This is a genomic window from Nitrospiraceae bacterium (genome assembly GCA_035623075.1).
Classification (GTDB): domain Bacteria; phylum Nitrospirota; class Nitrospiria; order Nitrospirales; family Nitrospiraceae; genus DASPUC01.
Genome location: DASPUC010000026.1, coordinates 16927 through 35583 on the forward strand (window position 1 = coordinate 16927; position 18657 = coordinate 35583).

Here is an 18657-nt window from a genome sequence, read left to right on the forward strand (position 1 = left end):
GCGAAACCCTCATAATTATTCGCCTTTAATCATCTTTAGTCAATAATTCCAATAGCTTGGATTGAAAGCCTGGGAATGATGTCTCAATGCAGGCAGTATCATCAATTACGCTATTCGTGACAGCGGTCAGGCCGGCAATGGCCAGGGACATCGCGACACGGTGATCCCCGTGACTCTGGCAGACGGCCGCGGTCAACCGACCGTTTTCCTTTGGCCGTCCTGTCCCTAGGACTATCATCCCGTCTGGCCGTTCTTCAACGCGCGCGCCCATCTTTCTCAGTTCAACTGCCATTGTAGCGATGCGATCGCTTTCCTTAACCCGGAGCTCTTCTGCTCCGGAAATCACCGTCTGACCCTCAGCGACCGCAGCAGCCACACAGAGAATGGGGAATTCGTCGATCGTCTGGGGAATGAGATCGGCTCCAACGGTCACCCCGTGGAGTGCTGCCGACTTCACTCGGAGGTCTGCAACTGGTTCTCCCGCCTCCTCCCGACGATTCAGGAGTTGAATGTCCGCGCCCATCCTTGTCAGGATTTCAAGCAGGCCCGTTCTCGTGGAATTAACCCCTACCCCTTTGATCGTGACATCCGATCCGGGCACAATGCTGGCTCCGACGAGAAAGAACGCTGCAGCTGATAAGTCACCTGGGACGATCAATTCAGAAGCGGCATTCCAACCGACTGTGGGGCGTCCATCCAGCGAAATCGTCAGTCCTTCACGACGAAGCGGAATCCCGAAGTGCTGAAACATGCGCTCCGTATGGTCTCGGGAGAGGCGGGGTTCCGTGATTCGAGTCGTGCCTTGAGCGAATAATGCCGCGAGTAAGAGAGACGACTTGACTTGGGCACTCGCGACCGGTGACGTATACGAGATCGCCCGGAGCTTACTCCCTGTGACGGCCAACGGAGCAAGCTCGCCACCCTTACGTCCCGCAATCACAGCGCCCATTTCCCGAAGAGGCTTCACGACCCGACCCATCGGGCGACGACGGATCGAGTCATCACCCGTGAGGACGGTAAAGAAGTCCTGTCCGGCTAAAAGACCCGTGAGAAGTCGGATCCCCGTGCCGGAATTGCCGCAATCAATCGGAGCTACCGGCTCACTCAATCCCCAGAGGCCCTTCCCATGAACCCGCAACGTGTCCGGGGACACCTCAATCCGCACGCCAAGCACCTGACAGGCTCGTATCGTGTTGAGACAGTCCTCGCCACGGCAATACTTCGAGACCGTACTAACACCATCGGCCAACGCCGTCAGGAGGACCGCCCGATGGGTGATGGATTTGTCACCCGGGACCGAGATCGTCCCTTTCAGCGAGCGTCCTGGTGTAATAGTTAGCGATGCCATTGGTTCCTATGTGTTCGAGGGAGGCTGGGCTGCGAACTTCTCCCGCTCCTGTTTCGCGCGTTCCAATTCTTTTTCTATTCCGGCGACATCACCCGATTTGATCAATTGCTTCAGCCGGGCCAGCGACTGTTCGTAGGCTTCGATACACGCGACAATGTTGTCGCGATTCCAAAGAAAAATGTCCCGCCACATTTCCGGGGAGCTGGCAGCAATCCTCGTGGTATCGCGCAACCCGCCACCCGAGTGTCCCTCCAGGTCGAGCGACGGAATCAGATGCTCCCGCAGATCGATGAGTGCATTGATTAATGCGAAGGCTGCCACGTGAGGCAGATGGCTGACTGCTCCGAGAATTTTGTCGTGCTCGTATGGATCCATCTCCAGCACCTTGGAGCCCGTCTCCCGCCACAAGGCTCGCACCCGCGCCAGCGCCTCCGGATCCGTTGCGTTCGTCGGTGTGATGATGCAGCGTGCGCCCGAAAATAACTGAGGCGTCCCAGCGGCCACGCCGGTTTTTTCCTTCCCGGCGATCGGGTGGGCTCCCACAAAATGCACGCCGCGAGGCAGGGCCCCCTCGGCACGTTCCACCAATCGTCCTTTCACGCTCCCGACGTCTGTCACGATGGCACCGGCTTTGAGACAGGAGGCCCATTCTTTCAGATGGCGTTCATAGGTATCCACGGGCGTTGCCAGCACGACAAGTTCCGCCTCTCGTACCCCTTCTGCGGAATCCACGACATAGCGATCGATCGCGCCCAGCTCGACCGCTTTCTTAAGGTTTTCGACTCGACGCCCGACACCGACGACCCGATCCGCCAACCCTTTTCGCTTGAGAATCATACCGAGCGAGCCGCCGATAAGACCGACGCCGACAATGGTGACCTGAGTGAAATGAACGGTCATGAAATGTTACTGTCTGGAAGGACAAGATGGGGTTCGAAAGCCGGGGCGGCGGCTTACACCTCTCGTCCCACCGCCTCCCCAATCTTCCGCAATTCCTGCATGAGTTCTTTGAATTTGTTCGGCCTGATGGATTCTTCACCATCGCACAGGGCACACTCCGGGTTCGAATGAACCTCAATCAACAACCCATCCGCGCCGGCTGCCACAGCCGCCTTCGACATCGGAGCCACGAGATCCCAACGACCTGTCGCGTGGCTTGGATCGACGATCACGGGCAGATGAGACAATTCTTTCAAAGTAGGAATCGCCGCGAGATCGAGCGTGTTCCGGTATTGAGTTTCAAAGGTCCGGATACCCCGCTCGCACAACATGACATTCCGATTTCCACGCGACATGATGTACTCCGCCGACAGAAGAAACTCCTTGATCGTAGCGGATAACCCTCGCTTGAGTAGGACGGGCTTGTCGTAGGCCCCAACCTCCTTCAGCAATTCGAAGTTTTGCATGTTCCGCGCGCCGATCTGAATGATGTCGGCTTTTTCCAAGAACAGTTCGATGTCGCGGGTGTCCAGAATTTCGCTCACCACCGGCAATCCCGTCTGCTTCTTCGCCTCGATCAGGTAATCGAGTCCTTCGCGCCCCAATCCCTGGAATGAATAGGGCGATGTGCGAGGTTTGTACGCTCCGCCGCGTAAGATTGTCGCTCCGGCTGCTTTGACGTCATGTGCGATTCCGACCGTCAATTCCAAGCGTTCCACGGCGCAAGGACCCGCCATGATTGCCAGCTTCTTCCCTCCGATCTTGACGCCTCCGACATCGATGATCGTTGCCTCACGCTTGAACTCGCGGCTGACCAACTTCCACGGAGCGAGGATGGGCAACACGCTTTCGACCCCTGGCAATGCGGTCAGCGGCTGGTTCTGCAATATCCGATCATCACCGATAACCCCGATGATGGTCCTCTCCTGGCCGGTCGAGAGCTGCGACTTCAGACCCAACTCGCGCAACCGATCGATGATGTGATCAACTTCTCGTTCCGTCGCTTCTGGTTTCAACACGATGATCATGGTCCCCTCATGTCTCTCTTCTTCACTTCTTGAGTACGCGCTTCAACGCCTCCAAGAAGGCCTGGTTTTCTTCTTCTAGGCCGATCGTGACCCGCAACATGGGGCCTTCGATATGGCGAACGATGACGCCTTCTCGCAGCAACGCTTCAAAGACTGCACGTCCGTCCCGACCCACGTCGAAAAACAGGAAGTTCGCCTCGCTCGGCACGACCTCGAACCCGAGCGTCTTCAGCCCCACGGCCATCTGTCCCATCCCGGCGCCATTCACGGACCGGCTTCTTGCCACGTGCTCGTCGTCACCTAGAGCAGCCAATGCCGCGCGCTGGGCTAGAGAATTCGCATTGAACGGGGGCCGCACGCGATTCAAGAAATTTGTGATCTCGGGCGTTGTGATCCCATAGCCAATCCGCAATCCGGCAAGACCGTAAATTTTTGAAAACGTGCGAAGCACGATCACATTCCGACCCTGCTCGACGTAGGCCATCGACTCCGGAAATTGTGTACTCCGGACATACTCATAGTAGGCCTCGTCGAAGACGACAATGACGTGGGACGGGACCCGCTCCATGAGTCGCGCGACATCCGTACCAGTGACCATTGTTCCCGTGGGATTGTTGGGGTTACATACGAACAGAAGCTTCGTCCGATCGGTCATCGCCTCTGCCATCGCCGCCAGATCGTGACGCCACTGTGTCAGCGGGATCACCGTAGCCCTTCCATGAGCGGCCGTCACTTCCATCTTGTAGATGACGAAGGTCTGGTCCGCCATTATGGCTTCGTCCCCCGGGGATAAGAAGGTCCGTGCGAGCAAGCCGAGAATTTCATCTGACCCATTTCCGAGAATGACGTGGTCGGGCGTCACTTTCCACCGATCCGCCAGCGCCTCACGAAGGCGGTACGCCCCGCCATCGGGATAGCGATGAAGCGTAGCGGCGCTTTCCGCCAGCACGGCGAGCGCTTTCGGGGAGGGGCCCAAGGGATTTTCGTTGGAGGCCAACTTGATCACGCGCGCCAGCCCCAGTTCCCGTTGCAATTCCTCAATCGGTTTCCCCGGCACGTAAGGACTGAGCGATGCGATGTCTGGGTGAACTCTGAGTGTCATGACGTTAGTTGTAGGACGGATACGAACCGAGCACTTTCATGAAGAGGCAGCGACTCTTGATTTCCTCTATCGCTTTCTTCACACGTTCTTCTTCCATGTGCCCTTCGACATCCACGAAGAAAATGTATTCCCAGGCCTTCCGACGGGAGGGACGCGACTCGATCTTCGTCATGTTCAGCCCGTGAGAAGCGAACGGTCGAAGCAAGTCATACAGGGCCCCGACCTTGTCCTTTACGGACAACATCAGTGACGTCTTGTCCTTCCCGGTTCGTTCGGGCGGTTTTTGCGAGAGGACAAGAAACCGCGTAAAGTTGTTCATGTTGTCTTCGATTCGGCTCTTGATAACCTTCAAGCCGTATAGTTGTGCCGCCAGTTCGGACGCAATTGCTCCCGCTGTAGGATCGTCTACACAGATCTCCGCGGCCCGTGCGGTGCTGGCCACCTCAGAGACGGGAACGTGCGGAAGATTCGTCTCCAGCCAGTTGCGGCATTGGGCGATCGCGTGCGGATGCGAATAGATCTTCTTCACTTCGTCGACTACGCCCGACTTTGACAAGAGATGATGAGACACCTCCTGCAACACTTCCCCGTAGATCAACAGATTCGAATCGATGAACATGTCCAGTGTGTGGTTGACCACACCTTCCGTCGTATTTTCGATCGGCACGACGCCGAAATGCGCTCGCCCGCGCTCGACTTCGCTAAAGACGTCTTTTATACTGTTCACGGGAATATATTGCGCGGAGGAGCCGAACTTTTGCATACAGGCCATATGTGTGAATGTAGCGCGCGGCCCAAGGTACGCTACCTTCTGCGGCCCCTCGAGCGAAAGAGAGGCGGACATGATTTCTCGGTACACCGAACGGATCGCCTCAGTCGGGAACGGTCCTTGGCTCTGGCGCGTGAGCCGGTCAATGATTGCGGCTTCTCTGGCAGGGGTATGGAGGTTGGCGCCGGCGTCCTTTTGCTTCTTCAGCTTGCCAATCTCGATGACACTCTTCGACCGTTCGTTGAGAAGACGAAGAATCTCGTCATCGATCCGATCGATTTCTTTCCGGTAGTCGGAAAGGTCTCCGGCCATGCGCGGACCCCTTCCACCCGCACCTCATGAGTTGGACGATCGTCCAGAGGGTAGACAGGTGTAGGAAAAACAAGAAATCATACAAGAACCACCGTCGGAAATGCAAGGAGATCCTCAGTGTTTCAGGAACTTGCGCGATCGAGGCCGATCGGTTCTTCGCCCTTCCTGAATACATCTCGAGCCCAATGACACGGATTCCCTATGAGAAGAGAAGCGAGGTCGGAACTTTGAAATGGTCGTGCGCTAGTTTGGTGACTTGTCGACCACGGCCGGTCCGTTCGAGAAATCCTGCCTGAATCAAATAAGGCTCATACACATCTTCCAGCGTTCCTTTATCCTCTTGAACTGCTGCGGCAAGAGACTCGACTCCCACCGGCCCTCCACCGAATTTTTCAATGATCGTAACGAGAATTTTTCGGTCCATCTCATCGAACCCAGCTGTATCCACGCCGAGCCATACGAGCGCTTCTTGAGCTACCATCTTCGTGATGCGTCCCTCCGCTTTCACTTGAGCATAGTCGCGAACGCGTTTGATCAATCGATTGACGATCCGAGGCGTCCCCCTGGCGCGGCGCGCAATCTCCGCCGCCCCGTCATGCTCAATAGGAATTCCGAGGAGACCGGCGGAGCGAGTCACAATGGTGCAGAGTTCGTCAGACGAGTAAAATTCCAACCGATGAACGAGACCGAAGCGGTCACGGAGGGGAGACGTTAAGGCCCCGGCTCTGGTGGTAGCTCCTACCAAGGTAAAGCGGGGCAAGTCGAGCTTGACGGTCCGTGCGGCAGGCCCTTGTCCTACGACCAGGTCGAGCTGAAAGTCTTCCATTGCCGGATACAGGGCTTCCTCGACGGACGCGGGAAGGCGATGAATTTCGTCGATGAAGAGGACATCGTGCTCTTGGAGATTCATCAGGACAGCGGCGAGATCGCCGGCATGGGCCAGCACGAGACCAGAGGTCGACCGAAGTGAAGCACCCATTTCTTTGGCGATGATGTGGGCGATGGTCGTCTTACCCAGACCGGGCGGGCCATAGAAAATCGCGTGATCGAGTGCCTCCCCACGCTGTTTCGCCGCTTCGACACAAATACGAAGGGACTCTTTCATCCGCTCCTGGCCGACATACTCCGCCAAACTCTGCGGTCGGAGCACGTTCTCCATATTCCGCTCCTCATCACTTAACTGCGTGCTCACCATGCGGTCGGCCATAGTCATCTTTCACTGTTGTGATTCTTGTTTTTCAGGAGTCGGAAGAAATCGGGGGGGAGGCGGAAGCGCACCCTGTCCCGGCGTCTGCGTGCTGCCGCAATCAGGCGGACACACTTTGCCTCCTTGGGTGGGATCTGGCAGATTCAGCTCCATTTTCTGGAGCTGGCACTGAGACAGGCGCCCGCCATCCTGCTTCCCGCAGCGAGCCGGCACGGAGGAGCTACCGATTTCGACATACCCGGTCGGGCAGGATCCGCACACGGGCAAAATGTTGGCACCCAGCGGTACACACTGAACCAACGTCGGATCTCCATCTTTGCAAATGCCCGGTGCTTCTGTGACTCCGGTCAACGCAAATCCATCAGGGCACTTCCCGCAGGTCTTATGCGTGGCTTTAGGGGGTTCGGGTTCCTCCGCCCCTGCGAATCCCCACAGGCCCGAGCCGACGCTGAGCATCAACCCCATTACGACTCGAAGGATAAGATGGCTGTGTGTGACGTGCGTGGTCATGCGCTACCCCCTGGCTAACTCTTTCAAGGTGTCACGTATCAAATCTTTCAAGACCAACGAATCAGGCTTCATCTTCTTCACCTGCTGCAGCGCACCTTTCGCATCCTGTGGTCGATAGCCGAGGTTGATCAGGGCGGAGAGTGCGTCGTCGAATGTCGAATCCTGCCTTTCTCCCCCTGACAACCGACTCGAGACCACCGGACTGGATTCCAGCTTGGCCAGCTTATCCTTCAGTTCAAGTGCGATCCGACCGGCGGATTTCTTTCCGATTCCCGGAACCGTCGCCAGCTTTTCAAGATCGGCTGTCCGAACAGCGGACACCACATCGGAGACGGAAAGGGAAGACAGGACGCTCAGCGCCAGTTTCGGTCCGATCCCAGAGACCGATGTCAAGAGCACGAATATGTCCTTTTCCTGTAACGTCAGAAATCCGAACAACTGGATGGCGTCTTCGCGAACGTGGGTATGAATGTTCAGCGAGGCCATCTCGTTGAGGTTGGGAAGTCCGTAGTACGTACTGAGAGGAATAAACACTTCGTACCCGACTCCCTGAACGTCGAGAGCCAGGTGCGTCGGCGCCTTGAAGGCCAAGCGGCCTGTCAATAGGGCGATCATGTGGCCGGTGTCGTAGGACTCACGGTGTTACCGAGCGAGGCTGCCGCCCGTTCTCATCCCGCCGCAGCCGCCGCCACCTTTTCCATGACCTCGTCCGAAATATCGAAATTCGCGTGGACCTTCTGGACATCGTCATGTTCGTCCAGGATCTCCATCAGCTTTAACATCTGCTCCGCCGCTTTTTCTTCAAGCCGGATTGTGTTCTGAGGAATAAACGTGATCTCAGCAAGAGCGATTTCGATTTTTGCGTCAGTTAGGGCCTTCTTCACGCCTTCGAAATCATGGGCGTCGGTGACGACTTCGAAACTCTTTCCGCTGGTTTTGACATCTTCCGCTCCGGCATCCAGGGCGAGTGACAACAAGGCATCCTCATCGACTTTGCCCTTCTCAATGGTAAGCAGCCCCTTCTTCTGAAACTGCCATGCCACTGCCCCGGCCTCCGCCATATTACCGTGATTTTTCGTGAACAGGCTCCGAATCTCCGCGACCGTGCGATTCCGGTTGTCGCTCGTGATCTCAAGGAGCAGTGCGGTCCCCCCCGGGCCATACCCTTCAAGAGTAAACTCTTCATACGTCACACCAGGCAATTCCCCCGTGCCGCGCTGAATCGCCTTTTTCATCGTGTCGCCAGGCATGTTGGCTTCTTTGGCTTTGGCAATGGCCAAGCGAAGACGGGGATTGGCGTCCGGGTCTCCCCCGCCACGGGCGGCAATGGTCAGCTCGCGGATGATACGCGTGAAGATCTTGCCGCGTTTGGCATCTTGTGCGGATTTATGCCGTTTGATCGTAGCCCAGTGACTATGGCCGCCCATGAGAACCTCCTCGTCGCTCGCGCTGTTCTGCACACCACGATCATGCTGCAACTCGTACCAAAATTGGAATTTTACACTCGTAGCACAGGGGTCGGAAAGGTGTCAATTGCCGACCGACGGGGTTAGGAGAGCGGAATGCTATTCTGAATACCAGAGGAGGAGGATCCCCAGTCCAAAAACCAGCCCTCCCCAGATCCATTCCCACGTGACGTGCGGCGAACGAGATGATGGATGGAACCAGCCCGAGAGAAATTTCGATGACCCGGCCACGAGAGCCACAGTGCCCATCATTGCATGATGAACGGCAATCTTCTGCGCAGATGGATGCAGTCCGTGCGAATGGCCGAATAGCATCGCCCCCGCGACAGTGGCCAGAAGCGGTAACGGGACTGTCCAAACGAAGTGGGTAAGCCGCCCGTACCGGCGCAGGAGTTCCACAGTGCCCACCACTAATAACAGAACCCCGAACGTCTTATGCTGGAGAATCTCGTGATCCTCACCGAAATAGGTCTGACTGAAACTGAGCGAGCCGATCGGCCACGCTTCGTGGTCACTCCAGATTAAGAGAAAAAGGCCGGCAATGAGCATCGACAGGGGAAGGAGGAGTTTGAGCCATCCAAGAGACGGCAGTCGACTCGCTTGAGCGAGCTCGGCGAGGCCCATCAACAGAACAAGAACGCCAGACAAATGATGATTGAATTCCGAGTAGGCAATCCCTTCCGCCGACCCCTCCCAAGCCGTAGCGCCGGGACTTCCTGCGTGGGAAGCATGACCTGAGGCCGTCGTTTCATGGATGGGATTATGTTCTTCGTCACCATGTTGAGCGAAAACAGGAGTGGTCGACCAAAGAACGGCACCGATGAGTACCATCCTCCAAACACCCGCCCGCCAGTTTCCTAGACCCATCTCGTTGTAACGTCCTTCAATAGAAAGGCCCATCCGATGAGTCGGATGGGCCTTCACCCTCATGCAGCGATCGTTACCCGCCTACATGAATTTCATGAACTTTTCCTTCGCTTCATCCATCACTTGAGCCGTAATGGTTGCGACGCCGCGTTCTTTTGCGACCCGTTCAATTTCTTTCCGCGCCATAGGACGAATGAAATCAGGGATATTCTCCAGCCGCTGCTCCGCTTCGCGCGACCACGTGACGCCGTTCGACGAATCATTCTTTGAATCATCCATCACTTGGAGCGTAATGGTTTTATACCCCTGCTTGCGAGCATAGGCCTCTACGCTGCTCTGCACCATCGGCTTCACAAACGCCGGGAGCCGATCCAGTTTTTCCTTCGCGTCCGCACTCCAAGTAAACTCTGGTGTTCCCGTTGTGCCGCTGGTGGACTTCCCCCCCGTCGTGAGCCCCATCTCTGCGACCATGGCGGAGAACGGACAGCCACTACCGCTTTTCTCCCCCGCCTTACCGGACGTGGGCGCCGGAGATGCTGCCACCGTTTGTCCACCATGAATCTTTTCATTTAGATATGCCGCCATTTGCCCGGACCCGGCGAGCGCTTCGTCCTTCAGTGTTCCGCGCGTCATCTCGAACGGTTCTGCCGCAGCGGTTCGTCCACCCAGTTTCACCCCCAGGGAACTGACCATTTGAGTTTCACCTGGGTTGGTCACCATCGAGAACTTCGCTCCGCAAGAAGGGCACCCAAAGAAGACACCGAGCGATCCTTCCCCAGGCTTCTCGACTTTCTCGAAGTTCATGTAGGTTTCGCAGTTGAGACAGACGAATTTCATAGTCGCTCCTCTCGCCTCGATCCCGTCACAGCTTATCCGCCAGGACCTTCTTATAGTCCAGCAAGGTACGGATACGCCCGGCAATGTCCTGATATCGCTGAATGGTCGGGTAGCTCTCGTCGAGCAAGGGGGCTCCCTTGTCGAATGTGCGGGCCAACTTCCGGTCAAACGGAATGCGTCCAAGGAGCGGAAGGTCCAAGACCTCGCACATAGCTTCGGTATTGCCCTCAAACAATTCATTCTGCTCACCGCAGGACGGGCAACGATACTCACTCATATTTTCCACGATTCCCAACACCTTGATCCCCATGTCACGCGCATACGTCACGGACTTTTGAACGACATCTGAAGCCACTTCCGACGGTGTCGTGACGACAATCGCACCAGCTAGGTCAGGGATGAAACCCGCGATCACCGGTGGCTTGTCGGCGGCTGCACCAGGAGGCAGGTCGGCGAGCAGCACGTCCAACTCACCCCAGACCACATCGGCTAAGAACTCTCGGATGACGTTCATTTCCATGAGTCCCAGCCATACCGGGCTGACATCCATCGGGCCCTTCCAACGAACCGGCGATGCTTCGTCGAGGAAGAAATCCATCGAGGCGACCTTTATACCAAGCGGACCGATTGGAGGGATGGCTCCTTCAGGAGTCATCTGGAGTGATTGACCGTGCAGCCCCAGCATGCGGGGAACACAGGGACCGTTCAGGTCCACATCGAGGAGTCCAACTTTGGCCCCCTGACGGGCAAAAGCCAGCGCCAGATTGACGGTCGTCATGCTCTTGCCGACTCCGCCCTTGCCGCTCATCACGACCAGCTTGTGCTTAATGCCGGCCATCCGGGCATGAACATTCTTCGTCTGCTCGGTAATCTGTTGGACCACCTTCGCGTCGTCGGAGTACCGCAATTTCCCGAGAATTTCCTTCAAGTCCTTTTCAGGAGCCATTGGTTCTAAGTCTCTCCAAAACAAGCGGTTTCTAAACGAAGGTACGGTAACACAAGGATTTCCGGAGAGTCAAACCAACGATCTACGGAAATTCTTTAGCTAGCAGCTCACTGTCCGGACATTCGATTCGTTCCAGCTTACAGTTGAGTGCGAGAGGCCGACAGCTTCGCTAGATCGAATACTGAAAGGTCGGCTTCGCTCCGATGGCCTGCGCCAACACACCTCGACGCTTGAGTTCGTCCAAGATTTGACGCGTCGCCGCGTCGAAGTCAGTCGGACCGGAGAGAGCGATATCAGTCCCAGGGGGAGGCTCTTCCGGTACTTTGCTCATGTGAACCGCAATGACTGGCGCCGGGTGAACGAGGGTACGAATGGCTTGCGCCGCCTCCGAGTAGGCTAAGCCGAATGGATTCGTGGTCGATACGACGATCAGCCCTGTATCGATCAAGAGTCTTGCCACCTCACCGTACCGCCGAGCCATTTCCGTGGTTTGGCTTCGCTCCGTTTCGGACAAGTCGGCATCCAGCCCGCGCCGGAGGTTTTCTCCGTCCAGAAGGTAGGCATGGCGACCGTCTGCAACGAGCCTGGCCTCTAGCTTTTTGGCCAAGAACGACTTGCCGGTATGGCGACCTCCCGTGACGAGCACAATCGCAGCCCTATGGCCGAATTGCTGTGCTCGTTCTTCGACCCCCACCTCGCCTTTGACCCACGCAAAATCCCGGCGGCGAGCTTCTTCCCGCAGAAACTCCTGATCATCACGGACCATTTCCGTGACGATTCCTCCACCGGCAATATCGTACTCATCGACCAACACGAAACGACCAGTGGTCTCAAACGAGGACGAGAGATCAAACGCCACAGGAGCCTTGGTTCTAAGCGTCAGCTCTGCCACTTGATTCCTGCCGACCGACGCTCCGCCCTGCTGTTGATTCAAGTCCGTCGTGTCAATTATCCGATGAATCGTCGCCACTTCGCAGTCGACCTCCTTGGTGGCGACTCGGAGGATATATTTTCGTCCGTGTTCCAATGGCCGACGTCCCAGCCAAAACAGATTGGCGCGAAAGGCCGTCGAGACCGGAGGCAACTCACCCTGGTGTGAGGCGATCTCACCTCGCTCCACAAAGATCTGCTCATCGAGCGTAATACCGACTGACTGCCCCGCATGGGCCTCAGTGGGAAAAGGCTCGATATTGAAGGCCTCGACCGATTTGATGTTCGCGCGTTTGTTCGATGGAGAAAAGACAAGCTGGTCGCCGACTTTCAACCGCCCTGCCGCAATCCGACCGGCGATGATCCGGCGAGCATCGAACTTATAGACATCTTGGATGGGCAGGCGTAGTGGCTGTTCGGATCGAGCCCTCTCTTTCTGAAACAGGCTGAGCGTCTCCAGAACCGTCGGCCCGCTGTACCAAGGCATGGTCTCGCTGCGACTGACAATGTTGTCGCCCAGCTTGGCGCTCACGGGAATAATCCGCTCTGGCACCGCCTTGAACTGACCGAGGAACTCCCGATATTCCTTTTCAATGCCCTCGAAGACATCCTGTCGATAGCCGACAAGATCCATTTTGTTGACGACGACGGCAAACTGTCGGACTCCCAACAAAGAGAGCAGATACCCGTGTTTTTTGGATTGCTCCTTGACCCCTTCCAAGGCATCGATGAGAAGCAGCGCCGCTTCAGCACGCGCTGCACCGGAAATCATGTTCTTCAGAAACTCTTTGTGACCCGGCGCGTCGATAATGATGTATTGCCGGCCCTTCCATGTGAAGAATGTTCTTGCTGTATCGATCGTGATGCCCTGTTCCTGCTCCTCTAAGAAAGCATCGAACAGGAATGCGTACTCGAATTCCTTCCCCTGCTGCCGGCAAATGGCTTGCACCTTTTCCAGTTTTCCATCCGGCAACGACCCCGTGTCAGCATAGAGACGCCCCAACAAAGTGGATTTGCCGTGATCGACGTGGCCGACGATAACGATATTCAAAGTCTCGGATGGTTTGGTTTCTGTGTGCTTCATCTCACTTCATTTCTAGCCGTTGAATGAGAACGTGGAATCGCCTTCCGCTCACTCACATATACCCGTCCTTCCTCAACAACTCCATCCCCCGCCCCTCGTCCTGCGCACGGCCCGATCGCTCCGCCACGGTCGTGTGCCGGAGTTCGTTAATGATGTCGTCTACGTTCTTGGCCGTAGATTTGATGGGAAACGTACAGGGGGCGCAGCCGAGGCTTCGATACCGGGTTCCGTCCCCCTTGTCGAGATAAAGATCGATGAATGGAATATTCTCCAACTTGATGTATTCCCAGATGTTGATCTCGGTCCAATCCAGCAACGGATGGATTCGGATATGGGTGCCCGGCGGGAAGGTCGTCTTGAACTGATTCCACAGCTCAGGCGGTTGATCGCGAAAGTCCCAATCCCCGTGCTTGTCGCGAGGTGAGAAATAACGTTCCTTGGCTCGCGTCCCTTCTTCATCCGCCCGAACGCCAAGAATAATCCCCGTGTAGCCTTTATTTTCGATAAGCTGTTTGAGCCCGTTGGTTTTGAGCGCTGTACAACAGGTCACCCGTCCCATCGTGTGATTCATCCCGGCGGCAAGCGCCTCCTTGTTTTGCCCCACCACCAAGTTCAACCGCCACTCGCGGGCCAATCGGTCTCGATATTCGATCATCGCTGGAATCTTATAGCTGGTATCGACGTGCAAGAGCGGGAAAGGTATGTGCCCGAAGAAGGCTTTGCGTGCCAACCACAAAAGCACGGTCGAGTCTTTGCCCATCGACCACAGCATGCCGAGATGATCGAAGTGCTTGTAGGCCTCGCGCAAGATGTAGACACTTTGATCTTCCAATTGGCGAAGGTGATCCACCGGATTATTCCTCTCGTTCCATCAGAGCCTACGACCGATGCCAGCCGGTTCTTGAACCAGTTCTTCAAGCTTCCTCGCCGCGAGACCGTCTTCGAGCGTCCGCCGTGCGATCGGCACACAAGCGGCCATCGACGTGCCTCTGCCAGCTGCGTACAGCAGCATCGCCGCGTTGAGCAACACCCATTCCCGCGGGCCACCATGAATCTGGTTCTGCAGAATCCGTTTGAGCAGTTCAGCCTCCTTCTCCTGTTGATCAGGCGGAAAGCCGGCCATCTCGCGCGAGGCGCCCATCGTTAACCCGACATCCTTCGGGGCCAGCGTCAGCGGGGTGATGCGTTCGTCTTGGAGCTCTAGGACTTTCGTTACTGAGGCCAACGACAATTCCGGATCGCCTTCGACCCCTCGAATAACGAGCGCGCGAGGACAACCCAGCATCCTTAACACTTCGGCCGTTTTCTCAAAATAGGGTGGGTGGGAGAGCCCTACGAGTTGCGAGGTTGCTCTCGCCGGGTTGAGCAGTCGTGCGATCGGATGAAAGACGTTCCGGACACCGAGTTCTCGCCGCATTTCCAGAAACCGATAGACGGGTGGGTGATACAATCCAATGTCGAGGTAGGCGAACCCCTTCTTTGCAATTTCATCTCCGATCCGTTTCGGCTCAAGATCAATAGGAATGCCCAGCCCCTTGAGTATTCCCGCAGTCCCGAGTCGTCCAGGGATCCCGTCGTACCCATGCATCAAAATCGTCGCCCCGGCTGCGGTCGCCACGATTGCGGCGCCTACAAGGGCATGGAAGGTTTCCTGTTTTCCTGCATAGGTTGGGACGTCAACCACACCTAGCTCTCGTGGGACCGGAACCGGCGCTACATACGAGCGGGCTGTGGCAGTAAACGACGCCAATTCCGTGACCGATTCCATTTTGATCCGCATGGCCAACAGAAAGGCGCCGACCTGCGCCTGCGTCGCATCGCCTTCGATGAGAGTCTTCATGGCCTGCTTGGCTTCGTCCCAGGTGAGATCCTTGGCTGCCTTGGGCCCCTTCCCGATTTTTGCGATGAACTCCTGCATGGTCGTCATGACGCCTTGTGCAACCCGCACTCGGTCTTCCCGAAATTTTTCCAGCGTCCTGCACGAAGATCTTCTCCCGGCATGACGGGAGCCGTACAGTGAGTACAGCCGATGCTGGGATAATTACGATCATGCAACTCGTTGTAAGGCACTTCGTACAGATGAATGTAGGTCCAGACGTCGTCCCACGTCCACTTCGCGAGTGGATTAACTTTGGCCAGTTGAAACCTGTCATCCCATTCAATCACACCGGCGTTGACTCTAGTCGGTGACTGGTCTCGTCTGATTCCGGTGATCCAGGCTGCGTAGTGTTTCAACACACGAGTCAGCGGTTCGACCTTTCGCAGGTTGCAGCAACGGTCCGGCCCTTTTTCTCGAGGCTCTTGAGCCCACAAGCGTTCGCCATATTGTTGCGCCTGGGCTTCCGGAGTGAGGAGGGACTTCATCTGAATGACTTGTTCGGGCTTTAATCCGTACCGTTGGACGATGCGGTCACGGACCGCGTAGGTTTCGGGAAACAGAAAATCCGTATCCAGATAAAACAGTGGAACGGTCGGATTGATACGGTGGATCATGTCCACCAGGACGACATCCTCTGCTCCGAAACTACAGGCCAGCACAATCTCAGGCGCATATCGGTCGATTACCGCCGCCAAGATCTCCTGCGGTTGCTTCGCCTCCAACGATTCTCCCCAGGCCTTCAATTCTTCTGATGACAGTTTCGTCATCTGATCCCTACTTCTTTCCGCCATAACATTTGGCATAGGAATACCCCCCCCCCGACTGCGCGCATCCAACGAGGGCTTTTACTCACCGACCGCCCTCGCGGCGCCGAAGCGCCCGCGTCCTCCCATAAGCCGCGCATCGCGCAAGCAAGGGAATGTCCCTATGCCGCGTCACTCCACTTTCTCGACCAACACCCGATAATGTGCCGCTTCCGGTTCAAGCGCCTCCTGCAGGAGGATCTTGTGCCCGTCATTTTTTAGGCTCATCGGCACATTCTTGATCGGTTCTCCTGCATCCAGCCAGACTTCCAGTTGTTCACCCGCATCCATCATTTCGAGTTTCAACTTGGTCTTCACATAGTTAAGCGGGCACGCTACGCCACGAAGATCGTACACTGCCGCACCGCCTGATGCAGAAGTCACAGAAGCAACAACTGGCTTTACAGCTGGAGCAGCGAGTTTGGAGACAGGGGATGTCTCGGCCTCTCCCGCAAACTTCAAATCTTTCCCCATCCGTTCCGTCGCAACACGGCAGGCGTCGACGAAGCCCTTGGCAAACGCCATCTTGGCTTGAGCAAACTCCGCAGTAGTCTCCTTCGGTCCCAAGTCTGCTACGAGTTTCCCAAGCTCGCGATACATGGCTGGCACGACGCCCTTGGGCGCCAGTCGCTGTTCGAATTCCCGCAAGGTTTCTGCATCGGTCGCCGGATCGATCCCTTCTGTCACCAACAACGCCTTCGTTGCGGCCAAAACTGCCCGATAAGACTTATTCACGGAAACCGAGTACTGATGTTTCTCGACTAAGAGCCTTGTCTGATACAGTTCTTGATCTGCTTCGAGAATGCCGTTCTCAATCATCTCGAGTGCTCCGCCGGCACATTCGCCCGGCCCCAGGTCTTCGAGTACGAATTCATTGTCTCCTTCCCAGTCATAGTAGAAGGTTGGGTCTTCGTCATGTGACGGTACTATCGTGTAGAGGATCAACTCGTCCTTCAATTTGTGTTTGCCCATCCGGTCGATAAAGGCCGGCAATCCCTCTCCCGGCTGACGGTCCCGTCGGTAAACCTCGATCAAATGGGTAATGGCCGCAGGAACGCTCTTCGCCGGTAACTTGACCGTCATGTGACCGATCTTGGCCGTGCCGTTCACCTTCCCGCCGAGATGTAATTCATAGTGAGGTGCAACATGGTCGCCGAGACGTTTTCCCACGCCGTGTAACCCGATCGTGGCGATATGATGTTGGGCGCAAGAGTTGTGACAGCCGCTGATCTTCACGGAGACGCCTGCAAGATCCTTCGCCACTCGTCCGGCTGGAAAGACTTCCGCAAGCGCTCGTGCCATGCCCTTTGACGACGTGATGCCCAGTCCGCAGGTATCGGTACCGGGGCAGGCGATGATGTCTTCCACGAGTTCCGCCCCGGGGTCAGCAAGATTTTGCGATACAAGGTCCTGGTAGAAGTCGGCCAGCCTCTCTTCTGGAACCCACCGGATGACCATGTTTTGATTGATCGTCGTCCGAATGTTGCCGTTGGAATAGCGCTCTGCCAGATCGGCGACAAAGAGCATCTGATCGGATGTGAGGTCCCCCATGAAAAGCTTAACCGCTGCGGTGGCGTAGCCATTCTGCTTCTGCCTGACGACGTTGGTCCTCTTCCACATTTCAAACGGCGTCTCATGTTGATGTCCGTTGGGGTCGCCGTTGCTTGAGAGGGCGGCATACGTTGCCCTGTTGGACGTCGGCATGATAAGCGGCACTGGCTGATCGGCATGCTCCAATAGTCTGATAGGCTCATGATTCGGTCGAGCGTAACCCATGTCCGTATACGCTTGTTCCCACCCGCGTTTGAATTCTCCAAAGCCCAGTTTCTCGATCACGAATTTCATCCGTGCCTTATTCCGGTTCTTGCGATTCCCTAACGTATCGAAAACCTTGATCACCGCTTCGATGCTCGGAATGAGCTCATCGATCGGCGTAAACTCTCGGAGCACTTGTGCAATGCGAGGAGCAGCCCCTAACCCGCCGCCGGCAACCATGCGGAATCCGACTGTGCCGTCCTCTTGTCGAAGAGCCAGCAACCCGATGTCGTGGATAGGCGTGAGTGCGCAGTCGTGCTTGCACCCGGAAAACGCGATCTTGAACTTGCGAGGCAAGCTTTGGTTCAACGGATTGCGGAGCAAGTGCAGCGCGACTGTCTTGGCGTAGGGCGTGACATCAAAGACCTCTCCCTGACAGACGCCGGCAAGATGACATGCGGTCACGTTCCGCACCGTATTGGCGCACGCTTCTCTCGTGGTGAGCCCCACTTCAGCAAGGCCGCGCATAATCGTGGGAACATTCTTCAATTCGACGAAATGCAGTTGGATATCCTGGCGGGTGGTCACATGGCCGACACCGGTGGCGTACCGTTCCGCCAGCTCGGCCAGCCGGCGAAGCTGATTGGACGTCAGGCCTCCGAAAGGAATCTTGATGCGGACCATCTGCACACCCGCCTGGCGTTGGCCATAGATGCCATACTGCAGACGGAACGGCTTGAACAGATCGTTCGCGATTTCTCCCGCTATCATCCGCTTTGCTTCAGCCTCAAACGTTTCAATCTCCTCGACAATCGCCGTTGGAATCGGCTGAATCTGAATGGGGATCGTGCTCGTCAATGTACGGCTCATGGGAC

17 protein-coding genes are annotated in these 18657 nt (G+C 56.3%); all 17 read right to left on the reverse strand.

The genetic code is table 11. The annotated features are described in order from the left end of the window. Positions 1-25: 25 nt before the first annotated feature. The 17 genes from aroA to VEI50_08720 all read right to left on the reverse strand — a co-directional run bounded on the left by aroA (position 26) and on the right by VEI50_08720 (position 18652). Complete coding sequence (gene aroA, locus VEI50_08640) at positions 26-1348, reverse strand: 3-phosphoshikimate 1-carboxyvinyltransferase (protein ID HXX75184.1); 1323 nt, start codon at positions 1346-1348, stop codon at positions 26-28. A 6-nt stretch (positions 1349-1354) separates the two neighbouring features. Then, positions 1355-2248, reverse strand: coding sequence for a prephenate dehydrogenase/arogenate dehydrogenase family protein (locus VEI50_08645; GenBank protein HXX75185.1), 894 nt, complete (start codon positions 2246-2248; stop codon positions 1355-1357). A gap of 53 nt (positions 2249-2301) precedes the next feature. Beyond that, positions 2302-3315, reverse strand: coding sequence for a 3-deoxy-7-phosphoheptulonate synthase (aroF, locus tag VEI50_08650; protein HXX75186.1), 1014 nt, complete (start codon positions 3313-3315; stop codon positions 2302-2304). Between the two features lie 22 nt (positions 3316-3337). Further along, a complete protein-coding gene (gene hisC / locus VEI50_08655; protein HXX75187.1) occupies positions 3338-4417 on the reverse strand; it encodes a histidinol-phosphate transaminase in 1080 nt (359 codons plus the stop codon). 4 nt (positions 4418-4421) lie between these two features. Further along, a complete protein-coding gene (pheA, locus tag VEI50_08660; GenBank protein HXX75188.1) occupies positions 4422-5498 on the reverse strand; it encodes a prephenate dehydratase in 1077 nt (358 codons plus the stop codon). A gap of 199 nt (positions 5499-5697) precedes the next feature. Beyond that, complete coding sequence (gene ruvB, locus VEI50_08665; protein HXX75189.1) at positions 5698-6711, reverse strand: Holliday junction branch migration DNA helicase RuvB; 1014 nt, start codon at positions 6709-6711, stop codon at positions 5698-5700. Positions 6712-6714: 3 nt separating this feature from the next. Then, the gene (locus VEI50_08670; protein HXX75190.1) at positions 6715-7215 is read right to left on the reverse strand and encodes a hypothetical protein; all 501 of its coding nucleotides are present in this window, start codon (positions 7213-7215) and stop codon (positions 6715-6717) included. Between the two features lie 3 nt (positions 7216-7218). Continuing rightward, entirely contained in the window at positions 7219-7830 is a 612-nt protein-coding gene (gene ruvA, locus VEI50_08675; protein ID HXX75191.1) for a Holliday junction branch migration protein RuvA, read from the reverse strand. A 53-nt stretch (positions 7831-7883) separates the two neighbouring features. Beyond that, positions 7884-8642 (reverse strand): YebC/PmpR family DNA-binding transcriptional regulator, encoded by a 759-nt coding sequence (locus VEI50_08680; GenBank protein HXX75192.1) that lies wholly within the window; start codon positions 8640-8642, stop codon positions 7884-7886. A 138-nt stretch (positions 8643-8780) separates the two neighbouring features. Next, positions 8781-9512: a hypothetical protein gene (locus VEI50_08685; protein HXX75193.1), complete on the reverse strand. Its 732-nt coding sequence runs from the start codon at positions 9510-9512 to the stop codon at positions 8781-8783. A 117-nt stretch (positions 9513-9629) separates the two neighbouring features. After that, on the reverse strand, positions 9630-10385 hold the full coding sequence (locus VEI50_08690; GenBank protein ID HXX75194.1) for a PCP reductase family protein: 756 nt from the start codon (positions 10383-10385) through the stop codon (positions 9630-9632). 25 nt (positions 10386-10410) lie between these two features. Next, a complete protein-coding gene (locus VEI50_08695; GenBank protein ID HXX75195.1) occupies positions 10411-11331 on the reverse strand; it encodes an Mrp/NBP35 family ATP-binding protein in 921 nt (306 codons plus the stop codon). Positions 11332-11500: 169 nt separating this feature from the next. Beyond that, positions 11501-13345, reverse strand: a complete 1845-nt coding sequence (locus VEI50_08700) for a GTP-binding protein (GenBank protein ID HXX75196.1) — start codon at positions 13343-13345, stop codon at positions 11501-11503. Between the two features lie 52 nt (positions 13346-13397). Further along, on the reverse strand, positions 13398-14195 hold the full coding sequence (gene cysD, locus VEI50_08705) for a sulfate adenylyltransferase subunit CysD (GenBank protein HXX75197.1): 798 nt from the start codon (positions 14193-14195) through the stop codon (positions 13398-13400). 21 nt (positions 14196-14216) lie between these two features. Further along, the gene (gene trpD, locus VEI50_08710; GenBank protein HXX75198.1) at positions 14217-15272 is read right to left on the reverse strand and encodes an anthranilate phosphoribosyltransferase; all 1056 of its coding nucleotides are present in this window, start codon (positions 15270-15272) and stop codon (positions 14217-14219) included. Beyond that, positions 15269-15991: a phosphoadenylyl-sulfate reductase gene (locus tag VEI50_08715; GenBank protein HXX75199.1), complete on the reverse strand. Its 723-nt coding sequence runs from the start codon at positions 15989-15991 to the stop codon at positions 15269-15271. Before VEI50_08715 ends, trpD begins: the two co-directional genes overlap by 4 nt. A gap of 168 nt (positions 15992-16159) precedes the next feature. Beyond that, positions 16160-18652 (reverse strand): sulfurtransferase TusA family protein, encoded by a 2493-nt coding sequence (locus VEI50_08720; GenBank protein ID HXX75200.1) that lies wholly within the window; start codon positions 18650-18652, stop codon positions 16160-16162. Between the last annotated feature and the right edge of the window lie 5 nt (positions 18653-18657).